Source organism: Nocardia sp. NPDC055165, from assembly GCF_053606985.1.
In genome coordinates this window covers 59,012-80,928 of the sequence record NZ_JBSGSS010000022.1, presented here as the reverse complement: position 1 = coordinate 80,928, position 21,917 = coordinate 59,012, and the positions used below count along the sequence as shown (strand labels likewise).

Below are 21,917 nucleotides of genomic sequence, written 5' to 3'. Positions count from 1 at the left end.
TACTGCACTCGACAGGGTGTGGGAGAGTAGGACACTGCCGGAACATCTTTGCGAAAGGCCCTCCAACTTCGGTTGGAGGGCCTTTTTGCGTTCCCGGAAACCCTCGGGGACCACTATGTCCGATTCCTGTGTGGGCCAGGTCACCCTGGAGTATGTTGTCGAGAACAACATTCGCTCCAGCTCAACCGCCCACAGGCGGTGGTTCCACGAAAGGCCCACGCTCATGCGTCAGGGGATCTTCGGCATCGCGGCCGTCTCGATCGCACTTCTCACTTCGCTCACCGCCTGCGGCGACGACACTTCGAACTCCTCGGGAAGTGGCGGCGCCAAGATCGGCGTCATCCTGCCCGACAGCAAGACCTCGGCGCGGTGGGAGACGGCGGATCGCAAGTACCTCCAGCAGGCGTTCGACGCCGCGGGGATCAAGGCCGACATCCAGAATGCCCAGGGCGACAAGAACGCCTTCCAGACGATCGCCGATCAGATGATCACCAACGGCGCCTCGGTGCTGATGATCACCAACCTCGACAGCGGCACCGGCAAGGCCGTCATTCAGAAGGCAAAAGCGCAGGGCGTCACCGTGATCGACTACGACCGGCTGACTCTCGGCGGCGGTGCGCCGTATTACGTGTCGTTCGACAACGTGAAGGTCGGACAGCTCATGGGCGACGGCCTCGCGAAGTGCTTGGCCGACAAACAGGCGGCCAAGCCGGTGGTCGCCTACCTCAACGGCGGCCCGACCGACAACAACGCCGCCCTGTTCAAGAGCGGTTACGACGGCGCGCTGAAGCCGAAGTTCGACGCGGGCGAATATGTGAAGGGCCCGGATCAGGCCGTTCCGGAATGGGACAACACCAAGGCGGGCACCATCTTCGAACAGATGCTCACCGGCACGCCGAACCTCGGCGGCACCGTCGCGGCCAACGACGGGCTGGCCAACGCGGCCATCGCGGTGCTGAAGAAGCAGAAGCTGAACGGGCAGATCCCGGTGACAGGTCAGGACGCCACGGTCCAGGGTCTGCAGAACGTCCTGGCCGGTGATCAGTGCATGACCGTGTACAAGGCGATCAAGCTCGAGGCCGCCGCCGGCGCGAAGCTGGCGATCGCGCTGGCCAACGGGGAGAAGGGCGAGGCGCCGAGCACTGTCGACGATCCCGAGGCGAAGTCGAAGGTGCCCGCGGTGCTTCTCGAGCCGAAGGCGATCTTCAAGAACAACGTGAACGACGTCGTGGCGGACGGCTTCGTCGACAAGGCCGAGCTGTGCACCGGTGAGTTCACCAAGCTCTGCGCGGACAACGGCGTCCGCTGATGACCGACACCCCGCTCATCGAATTACGCGGATTAGAGAAGAGTTTCGGTCCGGTCCATGTCCTGCACGATATCGACTTCTCCGCCTACCGCGGTGAGGTGACGGCCCTCGTCGGCGATAACGGCGCAGGAAAGTCGACCCTGGTCAAATGCATCGGCGGCACCCATGCGATCGATGCGGGCGAAGTGCTGTTCGACGGTGAGCCGGTGCAGATCGGCAATCCGCGAGACGCGGCCGAACTGGGGATCGAGATCGTCTACCAGGATCTCGCGCTCTGCGACAACCTCGACATCGTGCAGAACATGTTCCTCGGCCGGGAGAAGAAGCACGGCCTCGTGCTCGACGAATACGGCATGGAGGAGCTCGCGGGTGCGACCCTGGCCGGGCTGTCGGTGCGCACGGTGAAGTCCGTGCGTCAGAAGGTGGCCAGCCTGTCCGGCGGACAACGCCAGACCGTCGCCATCGCCAAGGCCGTGCTGTGGAACAGCAAGGTGGTGATTCTGGACGAGCCGACCGCGGCGCTCGGCGTCGCCCAGACTCAGCAGGTTCTCGAACTGGTGCGCCGCCTGGCCGACAAAGGTCTTGCGGTGGTGCTGATCTCGCACAACATGAACGACGTCTTCGCGGTGTCGGATCGGATCGCGGCGCTGTACCTGGGCCGGATGGCCGCACAGGTACGGACCGCCGAGGTGACGCATTCGCAGGTCGTCGAACTGATCACCTCCGGCCGCAGCGGGAGTCTCGGAATCGGAGTGCAGGCATGAGCGCGGTTGTCACGGACAAGGCCGCCGAGCCCGCCGCACCGGTGACCGAATTGGTCAGCGGCTATGTCGCGCGGATTCGTGGCGGCAACATGGGCGCCTTGCCCTCGGTTATCGCGCTGGTGGTGCTGTCGGTCGTCTTCTGGATCGCGCGGCCGGTGTTCATGACCCAGGGCAATATCGCGAACCTGCTCACCCAGGGCGCCGCCATCGCGGTGATCGCCATGGGCTTGATCTTCGTGCTGCTGCTCGGGGAGATCGATCTGTCGGCCGGTTTCACCAGCGGTGTGTGTGCCGCGGTGCTCGCGGTCCTGCTCACCGACAAGGGCTGGCCCTGGTACGCGGCGGTGCTCGTCTCGTTGCTCACCGGTGTGGTGATCGGGCTGACCATCGGTGCGATCGTGGTGAAGATCGGGGTGCCGTCGTTCGTCGTGACGCTGGCCGCGTTCCTGGCGCTGCAGGGCGTGGCACTGAAGATCATGGACAACGGCCGCAACATCTCCATCCACGACGAGACGATCCTGGCGATCGCCAACAAGAATGTGCCGCCGCTGCTCGGCTGGGTCATGTACCTGGTGCTGGTGGGTGGGTTCTCGTTGGTGCAGTACCGAAAGTTGCGAGCGCGCACCACGCTGGGGCTGACCGGCGAGACGGCACCGGTGGTCGCGTTGCGGATCGCCACGGTCGCGGTGGTCGCGGGGATAGCGGTGCTGGTGCTCAACGACGAGCGCAGTCGCAATCCGGAGGTCAACTCGCTGCAGGGCATGCCGATCGTGGTGCCGATCATCATCGCGCTGTTGCTGCTGTGGACCTTCGTGCTCAATCGCACCTCGTTCGGCAGGCATGTCTACGCGGTCGGCGGCAGCGTGGAAGCGGCTCGGCGCGCGGGCATTCCGGTCGACCGGATCAAGATCAGCGCCTTCGTGCTGTGCTCGACGATGGCCGCCGTCGGCGGTTTGATCGCGGCCTCGCGGGCCAACTCGGTCGATCCGAACACCGGCGGTTCCGACGTTCTGCTCACCGCCGTCGGTGCGGCGGTGATCGGTGGGACCAGTCTGTTCGGTGGTCGTGGCCGGATGCTCGATGCGGTACTCGGTGCCGCGGTGGTCGCGGTGATCAACAACGGGATGGGCCTGATGGGCTACAGCGCGGGCACGAAATTCGTTGTGACAGGATTTGTCCTGCTGCTCGCGGCGGGGGTGGACGCGCTGTCGCGCAAGCGTTCGCTGCCAGGAAGTTGACCATCGACCGGGAAGGCTGGGCCGGATGAGGGCTGCACCCGCCCCGGACGAGATCCGAACACGTAATCTCGCCGTGCTGTTGCGCCACGTCCATCTGAGCGGGCCGGTCTCGCGGGCGGAGCTGGCCGAGCGAATGGGCCTGAACCGCAGCACAATTCTGGCATTGACCACCGATCTGGCCGCTGCCGGGCTGGTGAGTGAGCAACTGCCACGCCAGACCGGGAAGGCCGGTCGGCCGTCGCTGGTGGTGCGGCCGGAGTCGGAGCGGGTATTCGTGCTCGCGTTGGACGTCGGCGCGGACCGGCTCGCGGTAGCGCGGGTCGGTCTGGGTGGTGTGATTCTCGACCGGCGTGAAACGCCGCGTGAGAGTGCGGCTTTCGATCCCGACGAAGTGATCGAATCCCTGGCGGTGCTGGCCGAGACGATGATCGACACGGCAGGACGCGACAGTGTCTGCGTGGGTGTGGGTCTCGCGTTCTGCGGGATGGTTCGGCAGGGCGACGGTGTGGTGCGGTACGGGCCGAACATCGGCTGGGTGGATGTGCCGGTGGGCGCGAAACTGTCCGAGCGGCTCGGTGTTCGGGTCGTGGTCGGCAACAACGCGAATCTGGGAGCGCTCGCCGAGCGTGAGCGGGGTGTCGGTGCGGGGGTGTCGGAACTGATCTACCTGCATGGTGAGGTCGGCATCGGTGGTGGCGTCATCATGGGTGGTGAGTTGCTCGGTGGTGAGGGCGGCTACGGCGGCGAGGTCGGGCACATGATCGTCAACCCCGGCGGGCGGACGTGCCGGTGTGGTTCACGTGGCTGCCTGGAGGCCGAGGCGGGGGAGTTGGCGTTGATCGCGCTGGCGGGGCGTGCCGACCTCACCGGCCGGGCGGCGGTCGAGGCGATCGTCGACGCGGCGGCTCGCGGTGACGCGGTCGCCCGCGACGCATTGCACCAGGTCGGGGACTGGCTCGGCTACGGGGTGGCCAATCTCGTCAATATCTTCAACCCGACGATGGTCGTGTTCGGTGGTGTCCTGCGCGAGATCTACCTCGCCTCGGCCGCGCAGGTCCGCAGCCGGTTGGCGGAGAACGGACTACTGGCCGTGCGCGAACGCGTTCGTCTGCGGACCTCCGCGCTGGCCGACGACGCGCCGCTGATCGGGGCCGCGGAACTGGCGTTCGCCGACGTGCTGACCGACCCACTCCAGACACTGGCGCGTAGCTCCGGCAGGTGATCGATCGGCGCCGGTCTCGCGACTATCGTGAAGGAATGGCGACCACAAGGATCGGCACGCAGATCAATGCGCCGCGCTCGACCGTCTACCGCCTGATGTTGGACGCCGACGCGGTCGCGGCCTGGATGCCCCCGCCCGGGATAACAGCCGAAGTGCATCGGTTCGAGCCGAAAGAGGGCGGATCGTTCTCGATCACCCTCACCTATGACGAGCCGACGGCCACAGGTGAGACGCGGCCGCCGCACCGCGACGCCTGTTTCGGGACGTTCCGCACGCTGGTACCGGATGAGCAGATCATCGAGGTGCTGGAATTCGTCACCGAGATCCCGGACATGACCGGTGCGCAAACCGTGACGTTCACCCTGACCGACGCCGACGGCGGCACCTACCTCGACACGGTGCACGAGGGGGTTCCGCCGGGGCTGAGCTCCGCCGACAACGAGAGGACCTGGCACCAGTCGTTGGCGAAACTGAGCGCGCTGGCCGAGCGGGAATCGCGCGGCTGACCGCAGACCCACACGGAGTCGTGCCCTTCAAATCATAGAAACGCTAATGGTGTTCGGGGGCGATCGTGGTTGCTTGAATTCGTCTATGTACCGACCGAACACCTCTCGACCCGGCCTGCGTGGCCGCGCCACCGCCGCACTCCTCGCGATGGCAACCGTTGCGACGCTCGGCCTGACCGGCTGCGCGCAAGGCAACAACACACCGGTCGGCACCCCCGACGCGCCACTGCCCACCGAGGTTCCACCGGGGACCACGCTCGTCGTCGCTGATCAGTCGGAACGTCTGCAATCGGCGCTGCGGCTGTCCGGTGAGCTGGACAAGCTGCCGTTCAAGATCGAGTTCGCGAACTTCGTCGGCGGCCCGGCCATTCTCGAGGCGTTCCGGGCAGGCGCGGCCGACGTCGGTCAGGTCGGCGATGTGCCGCCGATCCACGCACTGGCCGCCGGCCAGGACGTCCCGATCATCGGCTCCTACCAGACCAACCCTCAGGCGCTGAAACTCGCTGTCGCGCCCGGCCGTTCGATCAGCAAGCTCGCGGATCTGAAGGGCAAGAAGATCGCCTACGCCGAGGGCACCGCCCAGCAGGCGGCGGTGCTGAAGGCGCTCACCAAGGCGGGTCTGAAGCCCACCGATGTGGAGCTGGTCCGGCTGCAGCTGGCCGAGTTCCCTGACGCGGTCCGCACCGCTCAGGTCGACGTCGCGCCGCTGATCGAACCCAACGTGACCCGGTTCCTCCGCACCGAGGGCGCCTCGCTGATCCCGGACTCGGAGACCACGGGCATCTACAGCGGCCTCGCCTACCTGTACGCGCGCCGGGCGGTGGTCCAGGATCCGGCGAAGGCCGCCGCGACCCGTGCTCTGGTCGGCGCGTTCGTGCGAGCCTGGCAATGGACCAACACCCACCGCGAGGAATGGGCCACCCGCTACTACGTCGGAAGCCAGAAGGTCAGCGCCGACGATGCCAAGCGGATCGTCGAATCGCTGGGCACCTACACCTTCCCGCACCTGGACCAGCAGTTGATCGCCCGGCAGCAGACCACCATCGACGCGATCGACGCCGTGGGCGAGCTGCCCAAGAAGATCAAGGCCGTCGACGGTTTCGACCTGCGCTTCGACGCCGCGGTTACCGAGGCGGTCACCGCCAGCGGAGCCGCGTTCGCACCGGCGGTGAGCTGATGGCCACCATCGATGCCGGGGCGCTGCGCAAACTCAGGACCAGCACGGCCCCGGTCGAGGCACTCGCCCCGCGCGGGCGAGGCCGGCGCAGACTGGGGCCCGGCAAGCCGATCCCGTTCGGCTTCGCACTCGGTCCGGTTCTGCTCATCGGTACCTGGGTTATCGGCTCCGCGATCGGGGCCATCGACCCGGAGACCTTGCCCGCGCCGTGGACCGTCGCGCAGACCGCGGGCGAGCTGATCGCCGACGGACGATTGCAGTCCAATCTGCTGACCTCGTTGCAGCGGGCCGTGATCGGCCTCGTTCTCGGTGTGGCGATCGGCGTGGTACTCGCGCTGGTCGCGGGGCTGAGCCGGATCGGTGAGGCGGTGGTCGACGGTCCCGTGCAGATCAAGCGGGCGATCCCGACGCTGGCACTGATCCCGCTGTTCATCGTCTGGTTCGGGATCGGCGAGCAGATGAAGCTGATCGTGATCACCACCAGCGTGCTCATTCCGATCTACATCAATACCCACGCCTACCTGCGCAGTGTCGACGCGCGCTATGTGGAACTGGCCGAGACGGTCGGGCTGTCGCGGTGGGGATTCCTGCGTCGCATCGCGTTGCCGGGCTCGTTGCCGGGCTTCTTCCTCGGACTGCGGCTGGCGGTGACCATTTCCTGGTTGGCGCTGGTGGTGGTCGAACAGGTCAACGCGACCAGCGGCATCGGCTACCTGATGACCCAGGCGCGCACCTACGGCCAGATCGACGTGATCGTCGTCGGTCTGGTGATCTACGGGCTGCTCGGACTGTTCGGTGATCTCGCCGTGCGGGCAACGGAACGAAAGGTGCTGGCATGGCGACAGACACTGGGCGACTGAGCTCCGACGAGCGGGTCGTCGTACGCACCCGCGCCCTGACCCGAGGCTTCGGCGAGCGAATCGTCTTGAACGGCATCGACATCGAGATCCGGCGCGGCGAGTTCGTCGCGCTGCTCGGGCGCAGCGGTTCCGGCAAGAGCACGCTGCTGCGGGCACTGGCCGAACTCGATTCCGACGTGCCCGGATCCGGTGACCTGACGGTGCCGACGCAGCGCGCGGTGGTGTTCCAGGATTCGCGGCTGCTGCCGTGGGCGCGGGTACTCGACAATGTGGTGCTCGGGCTGACCGGGCGCGACGCGCAGCAGCGCGGGCGCTCCGCACTGGCCGAAGTTGGGTTGGCCGGGCGGGAAAAGGCTTGGCCACGTGAGCTTTCCGGCGGTGAACAACAGCGGGTGGCGTTGGCCAGGTCGCTGGTGCGGGAGCCCGAATTGCTCCTGGCCGACGAACCGTTCGGCGCGCTCGACGCGCTGACCCGGATTCGGATGCACGCCCTGTTGCAGGCGCTGTGCGAGCGGCACCGGCCCGCCGTGCTGCTGGTGACCCACGATGTGGACGAGGCCGTGCTGCTCGCCGATCGGGTACTGGTCCTCGACGAGGGCCGGATCACGATCGACCAACGCATCGAGACCCCGCGCCCGCGCAGACACGCGCACCCGGAGTTCGTCCGGCTGCGCGAGGTACTGCTGACCGGGCTCGGCGTCGACACAACAGATTCAGAGAAAGTGAAACAGGCCTCATGAGTGCACCGCGTCAACTGAGTCTGAACGCGTTCATCTACCCGTCCGGGCATCATGAGGCCGCCTGGCGGCATCCCGACAGCAGGCCCGACCGCATCTACGACGTCTCCTACTACCAGGAGATCGGGCGCACCGCGGAGGCGGCGAAGCTCGATGCGGTGTTCTTCGCCGACGGTCCCGCCCTGCGCACCGATGTTCGTCACAATGCCGCGCCCGGCTTAGAGCCGATCACGCTGCTCACCGCGATCGCGGCGGCGACAACACATCTCGGTCTGATCGCCACCGCGTCGACCACCTACTACGAGCCCTACAACCTGGCGCGGCTGTTCTCCTCGCTCGACCACATCTCCGGTGGACGCGCGGGCTGGAACATCGTCACCACCGGCACCGATCTGGCCGCGGCCAACTTCGGGCTCGAACGCCACCCGGACCACGCCGAACGCTATGCCCGCGCACGGGAATTCGTCGACGCGGTGGTGGGGCTGTGGGACAGCTGGGAGGACGACGCGATCGTGCTCGACCGCGCCGCCGGTGTGTACGCCGATCCGGACAAGATCCATCCGATCGATTTCGTCGGCGAACACCTCAGTGTGCGTGGGCCGTTCAACTCGGCGCGGACACCGCAGGGCCGTCCGGTGCTGGTGCAGGCCGGTGCGTCGAACGAGGGCCGTGCCTTCGCGGGCAAGTACGCGGAGGCGATCTTCACGGCCCATCAGCGACTTTCGGACGCGCAGTCCTTCTACGCCGATATCAAGTCCAAGGCCACCGAGTTCGGCCGTACCGCCGACGAGGTGAAGATCCTGCCCGGGATCAGCCCGTTCATCGCCGACACCGAGGCCGCGGCACTGCGTTTGGAACGTGAGTTCAACGAGCTGACGGTGCCCGAATACGGGCTCAAGCAGCTGGAATCGATCACCGGCACCTCGCTGCGGACCCTCGAGCTCGACGAACTGGTGCCCGTGGAAGTGTTCGCGGGGGCGGGCGATGTCACCGACAACGCACGCAGCAGATTGCAGGTGGTGGCGGGGATCGTCGAGCGGGAACGACCGACTTTGCGTGGGCTGCTGCACCGGCTGGCCGGTGCGCGCGGACACCGGGTGTTCGCGGGAACCCCCGAGCAAGTGGCCGACACCATCGAAGAGTGGTTCACCCAGGGCGCGGCGGACGGCTTCAACGTGATGCCGCCGTACTACCCCGGTGGGCTCGAGGTATTCGCCGAAACGGTGGTGCCGATCCTGCAGGAGCGCGGGCTGTTCCGCACCGAATACACCGGGACCACGTTGCGCGACCACTTCGGGCTCGCGCGCCCGGAAAGCAAATTCGCCCGCAGTGCCGCACTAGCCGGATGACGGCGGGCTGTAGTAGCCGGCCCGGCACCCGCCGGTCGGTGGTGGCGCCGTGACTCAGCTGCGATCCATGGCGCTGGCGGTGTTCGTTCCGTCCGCCATCTACGGAATCGGTTCGGGCGCCGCGGCTCCCATGCTGCCGCTGCGCGCACTCGAACTCGGCGCGTCGGTCGGCACCGCGGGCGTGGTCGTCGCCATGATGGGCTTCGGGCTCATTCTCGGCGATCTGCCCGCGGGCTGGTTGGTGGCGCGCACGGGGGAGCGCAAGGCGATCGCGCTCGGTTCCTTCACCTGCGCGCTGGGCCTGCTCGTGGCCATCCTCGCGCCGAACATCGCCGTGTTCGCCCTCGGGCTGCTGATCAACGGCGCATCGGGGGCGGTGTGGGGGCTGGCCAGGCAGACCTACATCGTGGCCGTGGTGCCGAGTGCTGATCGGGGACGGGCCTTTTCGGCGCTGGCCGGGTGGATGCGGTTCGGGTTCTTCGCCGGGCCCTTCCTCGGCGCGGGCGCGGTGCACTGGCTCGGCCCGATCGGTGGCCTGTGGATCCAGCTCGTCGCCATGCTCGTCGCGGGTGCGCTGGTGTTCGCCATGCCCGAGACCGAAGGTTCGCCGACAGTGGTGAGCGACAACACGATTCGCTCCGTGGTGGTCGAACATCGCAGGCTGCTCAGCACGCTCGGACTCGGCGCCCTGCTGATGGGAGCGGCACGGGCGGCCCGGCAATCGCTGCTGCCGTTGTGGGCGGTGCACATCGGCGCCGACGCGGCGACCACCAGCATCGTGTTCGGTATCGCGGGCGCGGTGGACGTGCTGATGTCGTATCCGGCCGGGATCTGGCTGGATCGTTACGGCCGCAAGGCGATCGGTGTTCCCGCGATGATCGCCTTCGCGGCGGGATATGCCGCGCTGCCGTTCGCGGGGTCGGTGGTCGGGCTGACCGCTGTCGCCGTGCTGCTCGGCTTCGCCAACGGGTTGAGCAACGGCGTGATCATGACCGTCGGCGCCGATGTGGCGCCGCCCGGTCAGCGCGCGGAGTTCCTCGGTGCCTGGCGGCTCACCCACGACATCGGGATGTTCGCGGGCCCGATCGCGGTCGGCGCCATCAGCGCGGTGACGGTGCTGGGCGCGGCGGCGGGAGCGCTCGCGGTGGCGGGGCTCGGCGGAGCGGCCGCGATGTATCGCTGGTTCCCCGGACGCCCGGTCGTTGCGGTGGCGGTGCCGAGGAAGCCTGCCGCGAGTCCGAACGAAACCAGGGAATCGGTGGAGAGCAGTTGACGATGCCGCCGGCGGCATCAGGAAAGCCCAGGGCCAGGCGGGGTCGCGTCCGGTGAGGCCGAGGACGCGGTCGATCAGCGGGGCGGTGGCCGCGACAAGTACCCCGGGGCCGGTAGATACCCATCTCATGGCCCCGATCGGCGGTGTCGTCGTAGGTGTCGCGCAGCAGGTCGTCGTCCCAGTGGGGCGTGCTGCCGCTCGCGCGAGCGAGGTCCCAGCCGTGGACGTCCGGGCGTCGGTAGTGCACCGAGGTGGCCACTGCGGCGCGGTGCTCGCGACGGCGGCCGGAAGCGTTCGGATTCGACCGCCCCTACAGTGGAAGTATGTCGTCATTCGATCGGCATCCGTCCACCGTCGCGGACTTCGACGATGCGCGTCGGCGGGATCGGTTGCGTGAAACCAGGCTGGGACACGGGTGGCGCGGTTGGCGCCGGACCAGGCTGGCGGTGCTGCGAATTCTCGGGGTGCTGCTGGTCGCGATGATCGTGTTCGGGCAGTACTGGGTGCACGATGTGGCTCCCGAACGCGATCGGCTGGCACAGACCACGCCGGAGTTGCTGCCCGCGAATCTGCCCGCGGACGCGCGGGATTGGGATACCGCGGTCGTCGATATGGTGGGGCTCGGGGGAGTCAACGCGGCACCGACCGCCAAGGCCCTGCCCGCGCTCAGTCGCCTCGGGGTGGTGTGGGCGGTGCGCTACGACAACGCGGGTATCGACACCAAGGTGATCGCCGAGATGATCGTGCGGGCCGCGCGGTACGGCAATGTGCGCAATATCGTGCTGGTCGGTCACAGCATGGGCGGGATCATCGCACTCGAGGTGGCGCGCCATATCCACCTGGGCAGCGACCGGCGATTGGTGGCCGTTGTGCTGGATTGCACGCCGATGGATCTGGACGCGGTCCGCCCGGAGAGTCGCAGTCGCGGTGCCGATCTGGTGCGGTGGGTGGGCTGGTTGCCCGGGGCGAGGGAGAGTAGGCTCCTGCGCTTCGTGGTCGAGATGTCGGCTCGGCGTGAACGTTTCGCGCAGCGGGACGGACTGTTCTTCGATATCGACTACCGCGCCATGGGTCAGGCGGCCTCGGAGGTATTGCGCGACAAGATCTTCTCTCGTGATGCCGCCAGCAACGGGTTGATCGAGGCGCAGTTCCTGGCGATCGTGGCCGGCGGCGGCACGGCGGATCTGCGGGCGCTCGGCAAACCGAATCCGGACAAGCGAAACCCGGCGATCGTGTTCATCCGGCCCCGCGAGGCGTCGCGCGATGACGTGGTGGACGTGGAGTATTCGCACAGGGTGCTGATCGAACAGTCCGGCGGCGTCAACGGCACCCTGTCGGTGGTGCGGCCGACTCGGACCGAGCACGCGAATCCGATTCAGCGACCGGGTGAATACAACGAGGTCATCGAAACGCAGGTACTGCCGTTCGTGCGGCGCTACCAGGAAGCCAATCGCAACGACCCGCCCTGATCAGCGCACCCTGGTCCCGAGGATGGTGCGCACGCCCGCGATGAACAGCTGCAAGCCGAAGTCGAAGCGCGCGGTGGGGTCGGGGGTGTCGAGCAACGGTGTGTTGTCCTCGGGCAGCGCGCCGACGGAGTCCATCTGCATGCGCGACTGCTCGTCGACGGTCTGGCCGAGCACGTAGTAGAGCAGGGTGTACGCCGTGAGATCGGCTTCCTCCCTGGTCATCCCGGCACGGATCACAATGCCCGCCAGGCGTTCGCGCGCCTTGCTGGTGGTCAGGCGCGAGGCATAGGTGGCCGAGACCAGTTCGGCGCCGTCGCGGTAGGCGAGCAGGCAGTCGCGCAGTCGATGCGCCAGCTCGGTGAGCTGCGCGGGCCATTCGGCGGCTGCGATCGGCTCGTCCATCGGCGCCAGAATCCGGTCGGCCACCGCGCCGAGCAGGGTCTGCTTGTCCTTGACGTGCCAGTACAACGCCCCCGGCTGCACCTGCAGCGAGCCCGCGAGCCGGCGCATCGTCAGATCGGCGAGCCCGTACTGATCGAGAATCGCGACGGCGGCATCGACCACATCCGTCTTCCGCAGTTGCACGCGCGTCCTTCCGACGATTTTCCGACCCGAGTGTCGTGGTTCACTCGTAGCCGCTACCCTATCCTGAACACCGTTCAAGTTGCACGGCCACGCCGGGTGGACCACACCCACGGCACGTGCGCACACCCCCGTCGAAGGGACATCACGTCGTGACGCAGGCACCCGTCCAGACCGATATTCTGGCTATCGCCCGTGAGCAGGTGCTCGAGCGCGGCGAGGGCCTCACCGAGCAGCAGGCCGTCGAGGTGCTCCGCCTGGGTGACGAACACCTGGAAGCGCTGCTCGAGCTCGCCCACGACGTGCGGATGAAGTGGTGTGGCCCCGAGGTCGAGGTCGAGGGCATCATCAGCCTCAAGACCGGCGGCTGCCCCGAGGACTGCCACTTCTGCTCGCAGTCGGGCCTGTTCCAGTCGCCCGTACGCGCGGCCTGGCTCGACATTCCCAGCCTGGTCGAGGCGGCCAAGCAGACCGCCAAGACCGGCGCCACCGAGTTCTGCATCGTCGCCGCGGTGCGCGGCCCCGACGAGCGCCTGATGGCGCAGGTCGCCGCCGGTGTGGAGGCCATCCGCAACGAGGTGGACATCCAGGTCGCGTGCTCGCTGGGCATGCTCAACCAGGAGCAGGTCGACCAGCTCGCCGCGATGGGCGTGCACCGCTACAACCACAACCTCGAGACCGCCAAGTCGCACTTCCCCAAGGTGGTCACCACCCACTCCTACGAGGAGCGCTTCGAAACCCTGCGGATGGTGCGCGAAGCGGGCATGGAGGTGTGCTGCGGCGGCATCCTCGGCATGGGCGAGACCATCGAGCAGCGCGCCGAGTTCGCCGCGCAGCTGGCGTCGCTGAACCCCGACGAGGTTCCGTTGAACTTCCTGAACCCGCGTCCCGGCACCCCGTTCGGTGACCTGGAGGTGCTGCCCGCCGCCGACGCGCTGCGCGCGATCGCCACGTTCCGGCTCGCGATGCCGCGCACCATCCTGCGTTTCGCCGGTGGTCGTGAGATCACCCTCGGCGACCTGGGCGCCAAGCAGGGCATGCTCGGCGGCATCAACGCCGTCATCGTCGGCAACTACCTCACCACCCTCGGCCGTCCCGCCGAGTCCGACCTCGATCTGCTCGGTGAGCTGAGCATGCCGATCAAGGCGCTCAACGAAACCCTGTAAAACGCTGTGTACGATCGAGTATCGACCCAGGTCGGCAGGGATGACGCGACCGTCGAGTCACACTTCACGGAGGCGGTAACCGCATTGGACGAGCGCTACAACCCGTTCACCGGCAAGCGGATCGTGGCCGGGATCGACGATGTCACGCCCGCGTCGGCGACGCTCGGTCTCGAACCACCGCGATTCTGCGAGCAGTGCGGACGCCGGATGATCGTGCAGATCAGCCCGGATGGCTGGTGGGCCAAGTGCTCACGGCACGGTGTCATCGAATCGGCACAGTTGGAACGCCGGTAGTGCTCGGTCGCGGGGAGCGCCCCGAGGTGTTGCGGCGCGAAATCGTCGGCGTCGGCATCGTCATGGCCGTGGTGCTGGTGGCGAGTGCGGCGGCCGGGGTGGTGTGGGGTCTGCTCGCACCGACCGAGCGGTTGCGGGTTACTCAGCCGGGGCGCGCCGCGGTGCTCACCGGCGAGAGTCTGCACCTGTTCGACGCGGTCGCGATGTTCCTGTGCTTCGGCGCGGTGGTCGCGGTGCTGAGTGCGGTCGGGGCGTGGCGGGTGCGGACCACGCGCGGGCCCGCGCTCGTGCTCGGCATGCTGCTCGCCTCGGGGTTGGGCGCTGTGCTGATGATGTGGATCGGGGAATGGGTTGCGGGCGTGCGTCATCCGCGTCCCGGCGATCCGGCGATCGGCCAGATCGTCGCGCTGCCGGCGGAAGTCGGGACCGATCTCGCGCTGCTGATCCAGCCGTTCCTGGCCGCCCTGGTGTTGTTGTTCCTCGCCGCGTTGCACCCGGCCGTCGATCTCCATTCCGGCGCGGCCGGGCTGCTCGGCGACTTGCGTCCGGCCGATTTCGGCGACGAGTCCGACGACTACCGCCTGCCCTACGGTGCCGAACAGTATCGGCCGAGCGGCGATTTCGATCCGAGTTCGCAACCACGCGGCTGAGCGGCCATCAAGCGATACCATTTTCGCATAACAGCAGGTAGATACCGGCTGTAGTGTGAGAGGAACGGTCGTGGGATTCATCGGTGGTGGTCCGGTTGTCGAGGAACTGGACGCGAAATTCTGGCGGCTCACCGAACCGCTCACCTACCAGGCCGCGGTCGAAACCTTCACGGTGCCTACCGGATTCCGCACCGACTTCGCCTCGGTGCCGCGCGCGCTGGTGTGGCTGATCCCGCGCTACGGCGCCTACACCAGAGCCGCGATCCTGCACGACTACCTGTGCCGCACAGGCGAAGTCGGCCCCGCCGACGCCGACGGGATATTCCGGCGCAGCCTGCGCGAGGCCGGGGTTTCGGTACCGCGACGCTGGATGATGTGGACGGCGGTCCGCCTCGGCAGCCGGCTTCGTGGGGCGCGTGCGGTCGATGTGCTCGGGTGGTCGCTGATCGCGGTGCCTTCCGTGGTCTTTCTCGTGATCCCGGTGCTGGTGGTCACCGCCGCGCTACTGGTGTTCTGGGTGGTCGAGCTCGGGTTCTGGGCAGTGGGGCGGATCACCCGCCACACTGCGGCGCCGCCGCCGCAACCGCAGATGAAGACCGCCTGATCGCGCATCTCACCCGGAATGGGGGAGGTGGCGGCGCCTTCGCGTGGTTAGCGTTCGGCGCATGTCCGAGCCGAGCACCGACACCGCGCCCCCGGCCCCGCCCGTCGAATGGTCGATTCCGCGCGGTCTGATCGTGCTGCTGTCGCTCGCTGCGGGAGTGGTCACCATCGGCGGCCTGAAGGCCTTCTCCGGCATCGTCGGACCGGTCTTCCTCGCCCTCATGTTGACCATCGCGGTGCAACCGATCCAGAGTTGGGCGCGCCGCAAGGGCTGGCCTGCCTGGCTCGGTATGGCCGCGGCACTGGTGGCGGTGGTCGGGATTCTGTTCGGCATCGGTGGGGCACTGGCGCTGTCGGCGGTGCAGCTGGCCTCGCTGCTGCCCGAATATGCCGACAAGCTCAACGAATTGCTCGACCATGGGCGCGCCTGGCTGTCGGATCTCGGGGTGAGCTCCGACCAGATCCACAAGGCGCTCAGCGGCATCGACGTGGGTAAGGCCGCGAGTGTCATCGAGGAGCTGGTCGGCGGGGTGCTCGGAGTCTTCTCGAATCTGTTCTTCGTCGTGGCGCTGCTGCTGTTCATGGCCGTCGACGGGATGACGATGGACCGCCGGCTGGCGATCGTGGCTCGCGAGCGGCCCGCGATCGCACAGGCACTGGACGATTTCGTCACCGGAACGCGCAAATACCTCATCGTATCCACGGTGTTCGGTGCCATCGTGGCCGTGATCGACGGTGGGGCACTGTGGTTGATGGGGGTACCGCTGCCGATCCTGTGGGCGCTGCTGTCGTTCATCACCAACTACATCCCGAACGTCGGGTTCGTTATCGGCGTCATCCCGCCCGCGCTGCTGGCCCTGCTCGACAGCGGTCCGGTGCTGATGATCTGGGTGATCGTGGTCTATTCGGTGATCAACTTCGTGATCCAGTCGATCATTCAGCCCAAGTTCGTCGGTGACGCCGTGGGCCTCGGAGTCACCATCACATTCCTGTCGCTGGTGTTCTGGGCGTGGGTGATCGGGGCGCTCGGCGCGCTGCTGGCGATTCCGCTGACGCTGCTGGTGAAGGCGCTGCTGTTCGACATCGACCCGACTACACGATGGGCGGATGTGCTGATCGGTGCGCCGATCGACCAGAAACCCGCGCCGCGCAAGGAATCCGGCAAGCCGACCGGGGCCCGGACAGCGGTGGACAAGGAATAGCGGGCGCCGCGGATCGGTTCACCGAAAACCAGTGGAACGCGGTCGGACCCGCTCCCTATCCTGGCAGCATCGTATTTCGGGGGAGGACCTTGACCATGAAGACCGCAGCCGGGCAATCCACTGAGCCGCCCGCCGAGCGACCCGATCTGGTCGCCTGGCGCCGCCGCCACGCCCTGCGCAGCTCGTCCGCTGCCACCGCGGTGCCCAGCGGGCGCGCTTACCGCCGCTCGCCGAAGCATCGCGATCGCCGCCACGATTCGTGACGCCGCCGGGGCTACTGTGATGCTGTCCGGGTCAGCACCACCAGCGGTAGCGGCTTGTCGACCTTGGCCTGATACTCGGCCAGCAAGGAGTTCTCCGCCAGTGCCCATGCCGCGAACTCGTCGTAGCGCTCGCCGGTGAGTACGTCGGCCGTCGCCGCGAACTTCTCGCCGCCCAGTTCGATCGTCACCCGTGGGTCGGCCTTGGCGTTGTGATACCAGGCCGGGTACCGATCCTCGATGAACGAGCTCACATACATCAGGTCACCGCGATACAGCGCGCCGAGCGGAACCACATGCGGCTTACCGCTTTTGGCGCCCGTCGTCGTCAGCAACAGCAGGGTGGCGCCCGCGTAGTCGCCCCCGACCCGACCCTGGTTCTCCCGGAACTCCGTGATGACCCCGTCGTTCCAGCCCGCCATCTCCTCCTCGGAGAACTCCTTGTTCCAGGGAGCATCCGGGTCGTCATAGGAAGTGGTCTGCTTCGCGTCCGTCGCGTCGTTGTCCATGCTCGCAGTGTGGCACCGGCCACCGACAACTTTCGGCCGTCGACCGACTGTCACCGCTACGTGGTCTGCACGGTGATCCGGCGCGGTGTGAGAACTTCGGTCACGTCGGGGGACGGAGGGCGGCGAACTCGTCGGTTACTCGCAGGCCGGAGTCGGTGAAGCGGTAGAGCGCCGCGGGACGGCCGCCTGCCCGGCCGGACGGGGCGGTGTCGCCGGTGGGGGTGATCACCTTGCGGCGGGTGAGGACTCGCTGGAGATTGGTGGTGTCCACGTCGTATCCGAGTGCGGCGCAATAGATTTCGCGCAGGGTCGACATGGTGAAAGTGTCGGGGGCCAGGGCGTAGGCGATGTTGGTGTAGGAGAGTTTGGCGGCCAGGCGGGTGCGGGCGTGGTCGACGACGGTGCGATGGTCGAAGGACATGTCGGGCAGATTCGAGACCGGGTGCCAGGTGGTGTCGGACGGGAGTTCGGGTTCGGTGGTGAGGGGGACCAGGCCGAGGTAGGCCGAGGCGATGCGGCGCGGGGCGGGGACGCGGTCGGGATTGCTGAACACTGACACCTGCTCGAGGTGGTGCAGGTCGCGCACGTCGACCTTCTCGGCGAGCTGACGCCGGGCGGAGGTGTCGAGGTCCTCGTCGTCGCGCAGGCGGCCGCCGGGTAGTGACCACGTGCCTTTCTGCGGATCGAGCGCGCGTTCCCACAGCAGAACCGCCAACTCCGGGTGCTTGGCGCCTCTACCTGCGGAAATGCTCGATGGGAAGCGGCGAACCTGGAACACCGCGGTGAGCGATTCGTGGATGGTGTTACTATGGGGCACGTTTTCGATTGTAAGTCGAAAACCTGGTTTGGTGCGAATCGCGGCGGTGGAGCCGCTCGCACGATGAAGGGAGCCACCATGGCGACGACGACTGCACAGCGGACGCTGATGGATTCGGTCTTCGACGGACCCAGCGGTTACGCGGGTGTCGAAGCGACGCCGGAATGGGCGCAGGAGGTGCGCCGTCTGGCGCGCGAACGCAATGCGACCATCCTCGCGCACAACTACCAGCTGCCCGAGATCCAGGACGTGGCCGACCACGTCGGCGACTCGCTGGCCCTGTCACGCATCGCGGCCGAGGCCGAAGAGGGCACCATCGTGTTCTGCGGCGTGCACTTCATGGCGGAGACGGCCAAGATCCTCAGCCCGGCCAAGACCGTCCTCATTCCCGACCAGCGCGCCGGCTGCTCGCTGGCCGACTCGATCTCCGCCGACGAACTGCGCGCCTGGAAGGCCGAGCACCCCGGCGCGATGGTGGTGTCGTATGTGAACACCACCGCCGAGGTGAAGGCGCTCACCGACATCTGCTGCACCTCCTCCAACGCCGTCGACGTGGTCGACTCGATCGACCCCGACCGTGAGGTGCTGTTCCTGCCGGACCAGTTCCTCGGCGCGCACGTCAAGCGGGAGACCAAGCGCGAGAACATGCACATCTGGGCGGGCGAGTGCCACGTGCACGCGGGTATCAACGGCGACGAGCTCACCGAGCAGGCCCGCACCCACCCCGACGCCGAATTGTTCGTGCACCCGGAGTGCGGTTGCGCCACCTCGGCGCTGTATCTGGCGGGCGAGGGCGCGTTCCCGGCCGAGCGGGTGCACATCCTGTCGACCGGCGGGATGATCGACGCGGCCAAGGCGTCGCACTCCAACCAGGTGCTGGTGGCGACCGAGATCGGCATGCTGCACCAGCTGCGCAAGGCGGCGCCCGGGATCGACTTCCAGGCCGTCAACGATCGCGCGTCCTGCAAGTACATGAAGATGATCACCCCGGCGGCGCTGCTGCGCTGCCTGGTCGAGGGCGCCGACGAGGTGCACGTCGACCTGGCGATGGCCGAGGCCGGTCGCGCCTCGGTGCAGCGGATGATCGCCATCGGCAACTCCGGCGGTGGCGAGTGACCGGCACCGTGCGGCCGAGCCGGTAACGACCATGACGGTTCCTGTTTCGTGGGAGGCCGAGGTCGACCTGGTCGTCATCGGCGGCGGCGTCGCCGGGCTCACGGCCGCGCGCACGGCCTCGTTGCGTGGGCTGCGGGTGCTCATCCTGAGCAAGGGCGGTCCGACCGACACCTCGACCCAGTACGCGCAAGGCGGCATCGCAGTCGTCGCACCGCTCGGTGATTCGGTCGACTCGCACGTGCGCGACACGGTCGAGGCCGGCGCCGGGTTGTGCGAGGTCGACGCGGTGCGTTCGATCGTCGAGGGTGGACAGGCCGCGGTCGCGGCGCTGACCGACCTCGGCGCGGTGTTCGACCTCGGTCGTGACGGCCAGATCTCGCGTACCCGCGAGGGCGGGCACAGCACACGCCGCATCATCCACGCCGGTGGGGACGCGACCGGGGCCGAGGTGCAGCGTGCGCTCAACGCGGCGGGATTGCCTGTGCTGTTCGGCGCCGCCGCGCTGCGCGTGGTGACCGGCGCCGAGGGCGTGCAGGGTGTGATCGCGGTGTCGGACAACGGGTTCGGCGTCGTGCACACACCCGCTGTGCTGCTGGCGACCGGCGGTCTGGGACAGCTCTACGCGCTGAGTACGAATCCGCCGGGGGCGACCGGTGACGGTGTGGCGCTGGCATTGTGGGCCGGGGCCGCCGTGGCCGATCTCGAATTCGTGCAGTTCCATCCGACGGTGCTCTACACGCCCGGCGGAGTGGGCAGGCGACCGCTGATCAGCGAAGCGGTGCGCGGCGAAGGCGCGATACTCGTCGACTCCCACGGGAACTCGGTGACAGCCGGGCATCCACGTGGTGATCTGGCTCCTCGCGATGTGGTGTCGCGGGCGATCGCCGAGCGGATGCGGGCGCTCGGAACCGACCATGTCTTCCTCGACGCCCGCGCCATCGAAGGGTTCGCCCAGCGATTCCCGACCATCACCGCCTCGTGCCTGGCGGCGGGGATCGACCCTGCGGCGCAACTGATTCCGGTCGCGCCTGCCGCGCACTACCAGTGCGGTGGTGTTCTCACCGACACCCACGGGCGGACCGGTGTCGCCGGGCTCTACGCGGCGGGCGAGGTCGCCAGGACCGGGCTGCACGGTGCCAACCGGTTGGCCTCCAACAGCTTGCTCGAAGGGCTCGTGGTGGGTGAGCGTGCCGGTGCGGCGGCGGCCGAGCGGGTCGGGGTTCGTGCTCGGGTCGAGGAGATCTCCTCGTGGACAGTGGAATTCGCCGACCGTTCGGTGGTGCAGCAGGCGATGACCGCGCATGCCTCCGTCGTGCGTGACGGCGACGGACTCGCGCGGGCACGCAGGCGGATCGACGGTGCGATGTCGGCAGTGTCGTCGCTCGACTCGGCTTCTGCTGATTCGCCGGCAGCGGCACAGCAACTGCGCCGGATCGAGGACGCGGCGCTCACCTTGACCGCGCGTGCGCTGCTCGGTGCGGCGGCGGCGCGTACCGAGAGCCGAGGGTGCCACACGCGTGCGGAGTCGCCGGGCGCGGTCGAGGATCAGCGGCACAGCACGGTGATTCGGCTCCGGCCGGAGGGCACGCTCGAACTGTCCACCATGCCCGCGGAATGCGGTTCGGTGCCCCTCGGCGTGCGTTGACCAGCGACGTTCCCGGCCGAGTTCACTCGGATCGGGCGGGTCGCAGCTGGAAATCACAGTCGGACAAGCAATATCGGTGGAGTGGTGACCTGCTCCGCCGCTTCGACCGAGGCGCACTGTGCGCCCGAGAATTAGGAGTGCGGTGATGGCTTTGGACGCCACTCTGGACCGTGACGAGCTGCTGACGCTGATCGGCAACGCCCTCGACGAGGACCTGCGCTACGGGCCCGACGTCACCACGATCGCCACCGTTGCCGACGACGCGGTGAGCAAAGCCTCGGTCGTCTCGCGCCAGCACGGCACCGTCGCGGGCCTGGACGTCGGGCTGCTCGTGCTCGACGAGGTCCTCGGCGCGGGCACCTACGAGATCACCGCGCGGGTCGCCGACGGCACCCGGGTGGAGCCGGGCACCTCGGTGCTGAGCATCGTCGCCCCCACCCGCGGCCTGCTCACCGCCGAACGAACCATGCTCAACCTGGTGTGCCACCTGTCGGGCATCGCCACCGCCACCGCCGCCTGGGTCGACGCCGTCGACGGCACCGGATGCGAGATCCGCGACAGCCGCAAGACGCTGCCCGGCCTGCGCGCTCTGCAGAAGTACGCGGTCCGCGTCGGCGGCGGCGTCAACCACCGCATGGGGCTGGGCGATGCCGCCCTCATCAAGGACAACCACGTGGTGGCTGCCGGTTCGGTCGTCAACGCCCTGCGCGCGGTCCGCGCACTGGCACCCGACATCGCGTGCGAGGTAGAGGTCGACAGCCTCGAACAACTCGACGCTGTCCTCGCCGAAAACGTCGAACTCGTCCTGCTGGACAACTTCCCCCTCTGGCAGACCCAGGCCGCCGTCCAGCGCCGCGATGCCGCGGCCCCCGCGACGAAACTCGAGTCCTCCGGCGGACTTTCACTCGACCAAGCCGCCGAATACGCGGGCACCGGCGTCGATTACCTCGCCATCGGCGCCCTCACCCACTCGGTCCGCGTACTCGATCTCGGCCTGGACATGTGAGGTCATGTCTAAGCGATGCAGACCTGCGGACCGGCTCTCGTGGTCGGTCGACAGCTCAGGTCTGTGCCCAGGGGCTGCGGTCGGCGGCCGCATGCCACCAAGCCGGTGGTGACGGGTGTGTCGGCTGCGCTTCCGGTTGGTCGGGATGCAAGCCCAGGGGGCG

Annotated in this window: 23 protein-coding genes; 20 read left to right on the top strand and 3 right to left on the bottom strand. The window is 67.8% G+C overall.

The features are described from left to right. Positions 1–223 precede the first annotated feature (223 nt). From ACWFRF_RS32230 to ACWFRF_RS32180, 11 genes are all read left to right on the top strand, one after another. Positions 224–1,309 carry a sugar ABC transporter substrate-binding protein gene (locus ACWFRF_RS32230; protein WP_378995798.1) on the top strand — a complete coding sequence of 362 codons (1,086 nt, stop codon included), beginning with the start codon at positions 224–226 and terminating at the stop codon, positions 1,307–1,309. Continuing rightward, positions 1,309–2,073, top strand: a complete 765-nt coding sequence (locus ACWFRF_RS32225) for an ATP-binding cassette domain-containing protein (protein ID WP_452453881.1) — start codon at positions 1,309–1,311, stop codon at positions 2,071–2,073. The genes ACWFRF_RS32230 and ACWFRF_RS32225 overlap by 1 nt, the downstream gene beginning before the upstream one ends. Continuing rightward, a complete protein-coding gene (locus ACWFRF_RS32220; RefSeq protein WP_378995794.1) occupies positions 2,070–3,311 on the top strand; it encodes a sugar ABC transporter permease in 1,242 nt (413 codons plus the stop codon). Before ACWFRF_RS32225 ends, ACWFRF_RS32220 begins: the two co-directional genes overlap by 4 nt. 25 nt (positions 3,312–3,336) lie before the next feature. After that, positions 3,337–4,533: an ROK family protein gene (locus ACWFRF_RS32215; RefSeq protein WP_449971979.1), complete on the top strand. Its 1,197-nt coding sequence runs from the start codon at positions 3,337–3,339 to the stop codon at positions 4,531–4,533. Between the two features lie 35 nt (positions 4,534–4,568). After that, positions 4,569–5,039 carry an SRPBCC domain-containing protein gene (locus tag ACWFRF_RS32210; protein ID WP_452453878.1) on the top strand — a complete coding sequence of 157 codons (471 nt, stop codon included), beginning with the start codon at positions 4,569–4,571 and terminating at the stop codon, positions 5,037–5,039. 85 nt (positions 5,040–5,124) lie between these two features. Continuing rightward, positions 5,125–6,216 (top strand): ABC transporter substrate-binding protein, encoded by a 1,092-nt coding sequence (locus tag ACWFRF_RS32205; RefSeq protein ID WP_379312033.1) that lies wholly within the window; start codon positions 5,125–5,127, stop codon positions 6,214–6,216. Further along, complete coding sequence (locus ACWFRF_RS32200) at positions 6,216–7,076, top strand: ABC transporter permease (protein WP_387448952.1); 861 nt, start codon at positions 6,216–6,218, stop codon at positions 7,074–7,076. The genes ACWFRF_RS32205 and ACWFRF_RS32200 overlap by 1 nt, the downstream gene beginning before the upstream one ends. Further along, positions 7,052–7,816, top strand: a complete 765-nt coding sequence (locus tag ACWFRF_RS32195) for an ABC transporter ATP-binding protein (protein ID WP_378995784.1) — start codon at positions 7,052–7,054, stop codon at positions 7,814–7,816. Before ACWFRF_RS32200 ends, ACWFRF_RS32195 begins: the two co-directional genes overlap by 25 nt. Continuing rightward, positions 7,813–9,162, top strand: a complete 1,350-nt coding sequence (locus tag ACWFRF_RS32190) for an LLM class flavin-dependent oxidoreductase (protein WP_378995781.1) — start codon at positions 7,813–7,815, stop codon at positions 9,160–9,162. The genes ACWFRF_RS32195 and ACWFRF_RS32190 overlap by 4 nt, the downstream gene beginning before the upstream one ends. A 49-nt stretch (positions 9,163–9,211) precedes the next feature. Further along, a complete protein-coding gene (locus ACWFRF_RS32185) occupies positions 9,212–10,435 on the top strand; it encodes an MFS transporter (RefSeq protein ID WP_452453875.1) in 1,224 nt (407 codons plus the stop codon). Between the two features lie 323 nt (positions 10,436–10,758). Then, complete coding sequence (locus tag ACWFRF_RS32180) at positions 10,759–11,904, top strand: alpha/beta fold hydrolase (protein ID WP_379312028.1); 1,146 nt, start codon at positions 10,759–10,761, stop codon at positions 11,902–11,904. On the opposite strand, the gene ACWFRF_RS32175 is transcribed toward ACWFRF_RS32180, so the two are convergent. Next, positions 11,905–12,489: a TetR/AcrR family transcriptional regulator C-terminal domain-containing protein gene (locus ACWFRF_RS32175; protein WP_379312027.1), complete on the bottom strand. Its 585-nt coding sequence runs from the start codon at positions 12,487–12,489 to the stop codon at positions 11,905–11,907. Between the two features lie 149 nt (positions 12,490–12,638). Between ACWFRF_RS32175 and bioB the strand changes: the two genes are divergently transcribed. The 6 genes from bioB to ACWFRF_RS32145 all read left to right on the top strand — a co-directional run bounded on the left by bioB (position 12,639) and on the right by ACWFRF_RS32145 (position 16,664). Then, positions 12,639–13,652 carry a biotin synthase BioB gene (gene bioB, locus ACWFRF_RS32170; RefSeq protein WP_378637307.1) on the top strand — a complete coding sequence of 338 codons (1,014 nt, stop codon included), beginning with the start codon at positions 12,639–12,641 and terminating at the stop codon, positions 13,650–13,652. An 84-nt stretch (positions 13,653–13,736) separates the two neighbouring features. Further along, positions 13,737–13,946: a biotin synthase auxiliary protein BsaP gene (gene bsaP, locus ACWFRF_RS32165; RefSeq protein ID WP_378637366.1), complete on the top strand. Its 210-nt coding sequence runs from the start codon at positions 13,737–13,739 to the stop codon at positions 13,944–13,946. Between the two features lie 26 nt (positions 13,947–13,972). Further along, complete coding sequence (locus ACWFRF_RS32160; protein WP_452453872.1) at positions 13,973–14,596, top strand: DUF2567 domain-containing protein; 624 nt, start codon at positions 13,973–13,975, stop codon at positions 14,594–14,596. A 70-nt stretch (positions 14,597–14,666) separates the two neighbouring features. Further along, positions 14,667–15,200 (top strand): DUF1353 domain-containing protein, encoded by a 534-nt coding sequence (locus ACWFRF_RS32155; RefSeq protein WP_379312025.1) that lies wholly within the window; start codon positions 14,667–14,669, stop codon positions 15,198–15,200. A gap of 61 nt (positions 15,201–15,261) precedes the next feature. Then, the gene (locus ACWFRF_RS32150) at positions 15,262–16,401 is read left to right on the top strand and encodes an AI-2E family transporter (protein WP_452453870.1); all 1,140 of its coding nucleotides are present in this window, start codon (positions 15,262–15,264) and stop codon (positions 16,399–16,401) included. 95 nt (positions 16,402–16,496) lie between these two features. After that, entirely contained in the window at positions 16,497–16,664 is a 168-nt protein-coding gene (locus ACWFRF_RS32145) for a hypothetical protein (protein WP_358072375.1), read from the top strand. 11 nt (positions 16,665–16,675) lie between these two features. On the opposite strand, the gene ACWFRF_RS32140 is transcribed toward ACWFRF_RS32145, so the two are convergent. Continuing rightward, on the bottom strand, positions 16,676–17,170 hold the full coding sequence (locus ACWFRF_RS32140; protein ID WP_387448939.1) for a nitroreductase/quinone reductase family protein: 495 nt from the start codon (positions 17,168–17,170) through the stop codon (positions 16,676–16,678). 100 nt (positions 17,171–17,270) lie between these two features. Then, complete coding sequence (locus ACWFRF_RS32135; protein ID WP_378995765.1) at positions 17,271–17,987, bottom strand: NUDIX hydrolase; 717 nt, start codon at positions 17,985–17,987, stop codon at positions 17,271–17,273. A 78-nt stretch (positions 17,988–18,065) separates the two neighbouring features. Here ACWFRF_RS32135 and nadA point away from each other — a divergent pair, with 78 nt between their 5' ends. The 3 genes from nadA (at position 18,066) to nadC (ending at position 21,754) form a co-directional block, all read left to right on the top strand. Next, positions 18,066–19,103 (top strand): quinolinate synthase NadA, encoded by a 1,038-nt coding sequence (gene nadA, locus ACWFRF_RS32130; RefSeq protein ID WP_452453867.1) that lies wholly within the window; start codon positions 18,066–18,068, stop codon positions 19,101–19,103. Between the two features lie 31 nt (positions 19,104–19,134). Further along, positions 19,135–20,748, top strand: a complete 1,614-nt coding sequence (locus tag ACWFRF_RS32125; RefSeq protein ID WP_387448934.1) for an L-aspartate oxidase — start codon at positions 19,135–19,137, stop codon at positions 20,746–20,748. A gap of 145 nt (positions 20,749–20,893) precedes the next feature. Beyond that, positions 20,894–21,754 (top strand): carboxylating nicotinate-nucleotide diphosphorylase, encoded by an 861-nt coding sequence (gene nadC, locus ACWFRF_RS32120; RefSeq protein ID WP_449972008.1) that lies wholly within the window; start codon positions 20,894–20,896, stop codon positions 21,752–21,754. The last annotated feature ends 163 nt before the right edge of the window (positions 21,755–21,917 follow it).

Bases quoted from the DNA above. Each gene is read 5' to 3' on its own strand.
- ACWFRF_RS32230 (WP_378995798.1), top strand. From the start codon at position 224: ATGCGTCAGGGGATCTTCGGCATCGCGGCCGTCTCGATCGCACTTCTC.
- ACWFRF_RS32225 (WP_452453881.1), top strand. From the start codon at position 1,309: ATGACCGACACCCCGCTCATCGAATTACGCGGATTAGAGAAGAGTTTC.
- ACWFRF_RS32220 (WP_378995794.1), top strand. From the start codon at position 2,070: ATGAGCGCGGTTGTCACGGACAAGGCCGCCGAGCCCGCCGCACCGGTG.
- ACWFRF_RS32215 (WP_449971979.1), top strand. From the start codon at position 3,337: ATGAGGGCTGCACCCGCCCCGGACGAGATCCGAACACGTAATCTCGCC.
- ACWFRF_RS32210 (WP_452453878.1), top strand. From the start codon at position 4,569: ATGGCGACCACAAGGATCGGCACGCAGATCAATGCGCCGCGCTCGACC.
- ACWFRF_RS32205 (WP_379312033.1), top strand. From the start codon at position 5,125: ATGTACCGACCGAACACCTCTCGACCCGGCCTGCGTGGCCGCGCCACC.
- ACWFRF_RS32200 (WP_387448952.1), top strand. From the start codon at position 6,216: ATGGCCACCATCGATGCCGGGGCGCTGCGCAAACTCAGGACCAGCACG.
- ACWFRF_RS32195 (WP_378995784.1), top strand. From the start codon at position 7,052: ATGGCGACAGACACTGGGCGACTGAGCTCCGACGAGCGGGTCGTCGTA.
- ACWFRF_RS32190 (WP_378995781.1), top strand. From the start codon at position 7,813: ATGAGTGCACCGCGTCAACTGAGTCTGAACGCGTTCATCTACCCGTCC.
- ACWFRF_RS32180 (WP_379312028.1), top strand. From the start codon at position 10,759: ATGTCGTCATTCGATCGGCATCCGTCCACCGTCGCGGACTTCGACGAT.
- ACWFRF_RS32150 (WP_452453870.1), top strand. From the start codon at position 15,262: ATGTCCGAGCCGAGCACCGACACCGCGCCCCCGGCCCCGCCCGTCGAA.
- ACWFRF_RS32145 (WP_358072375.1), top strand. From the start codon at position 16,497: ATGAAGACCGCAGCCGGGCAATCCACTGAGCCGCCCGCCGAGCGACCC.
- ACWFRF_RS32140 (WP_387448939.1), bottom strand. From the start codon at position 17,170: ATGGACAACGACGCGACGGACGCGAAGCAGACCACTTCCTATGACGAC.
- nadA (WP_452453867.1), top strand. From the start codon at position 18,066: ATGGCGACGACGACTGCACAGCGGACGCTGATGGATTCGGTCTTCGAC.
- ACWFRF_RS32125 (WP_387448934.1), top strand. From the start codon at position 19,135: ATGACGGTTCCTGTTTCGTGGGAGGCCGAGGTCGACCTGGTCGTCATC.
- nadC (WP_449972008.1), top strand. From the start codon at position 20,894: ATGGCTTTGGACGCCACTCTGGACCGTGACGAGCTGCTGACGCTGATC.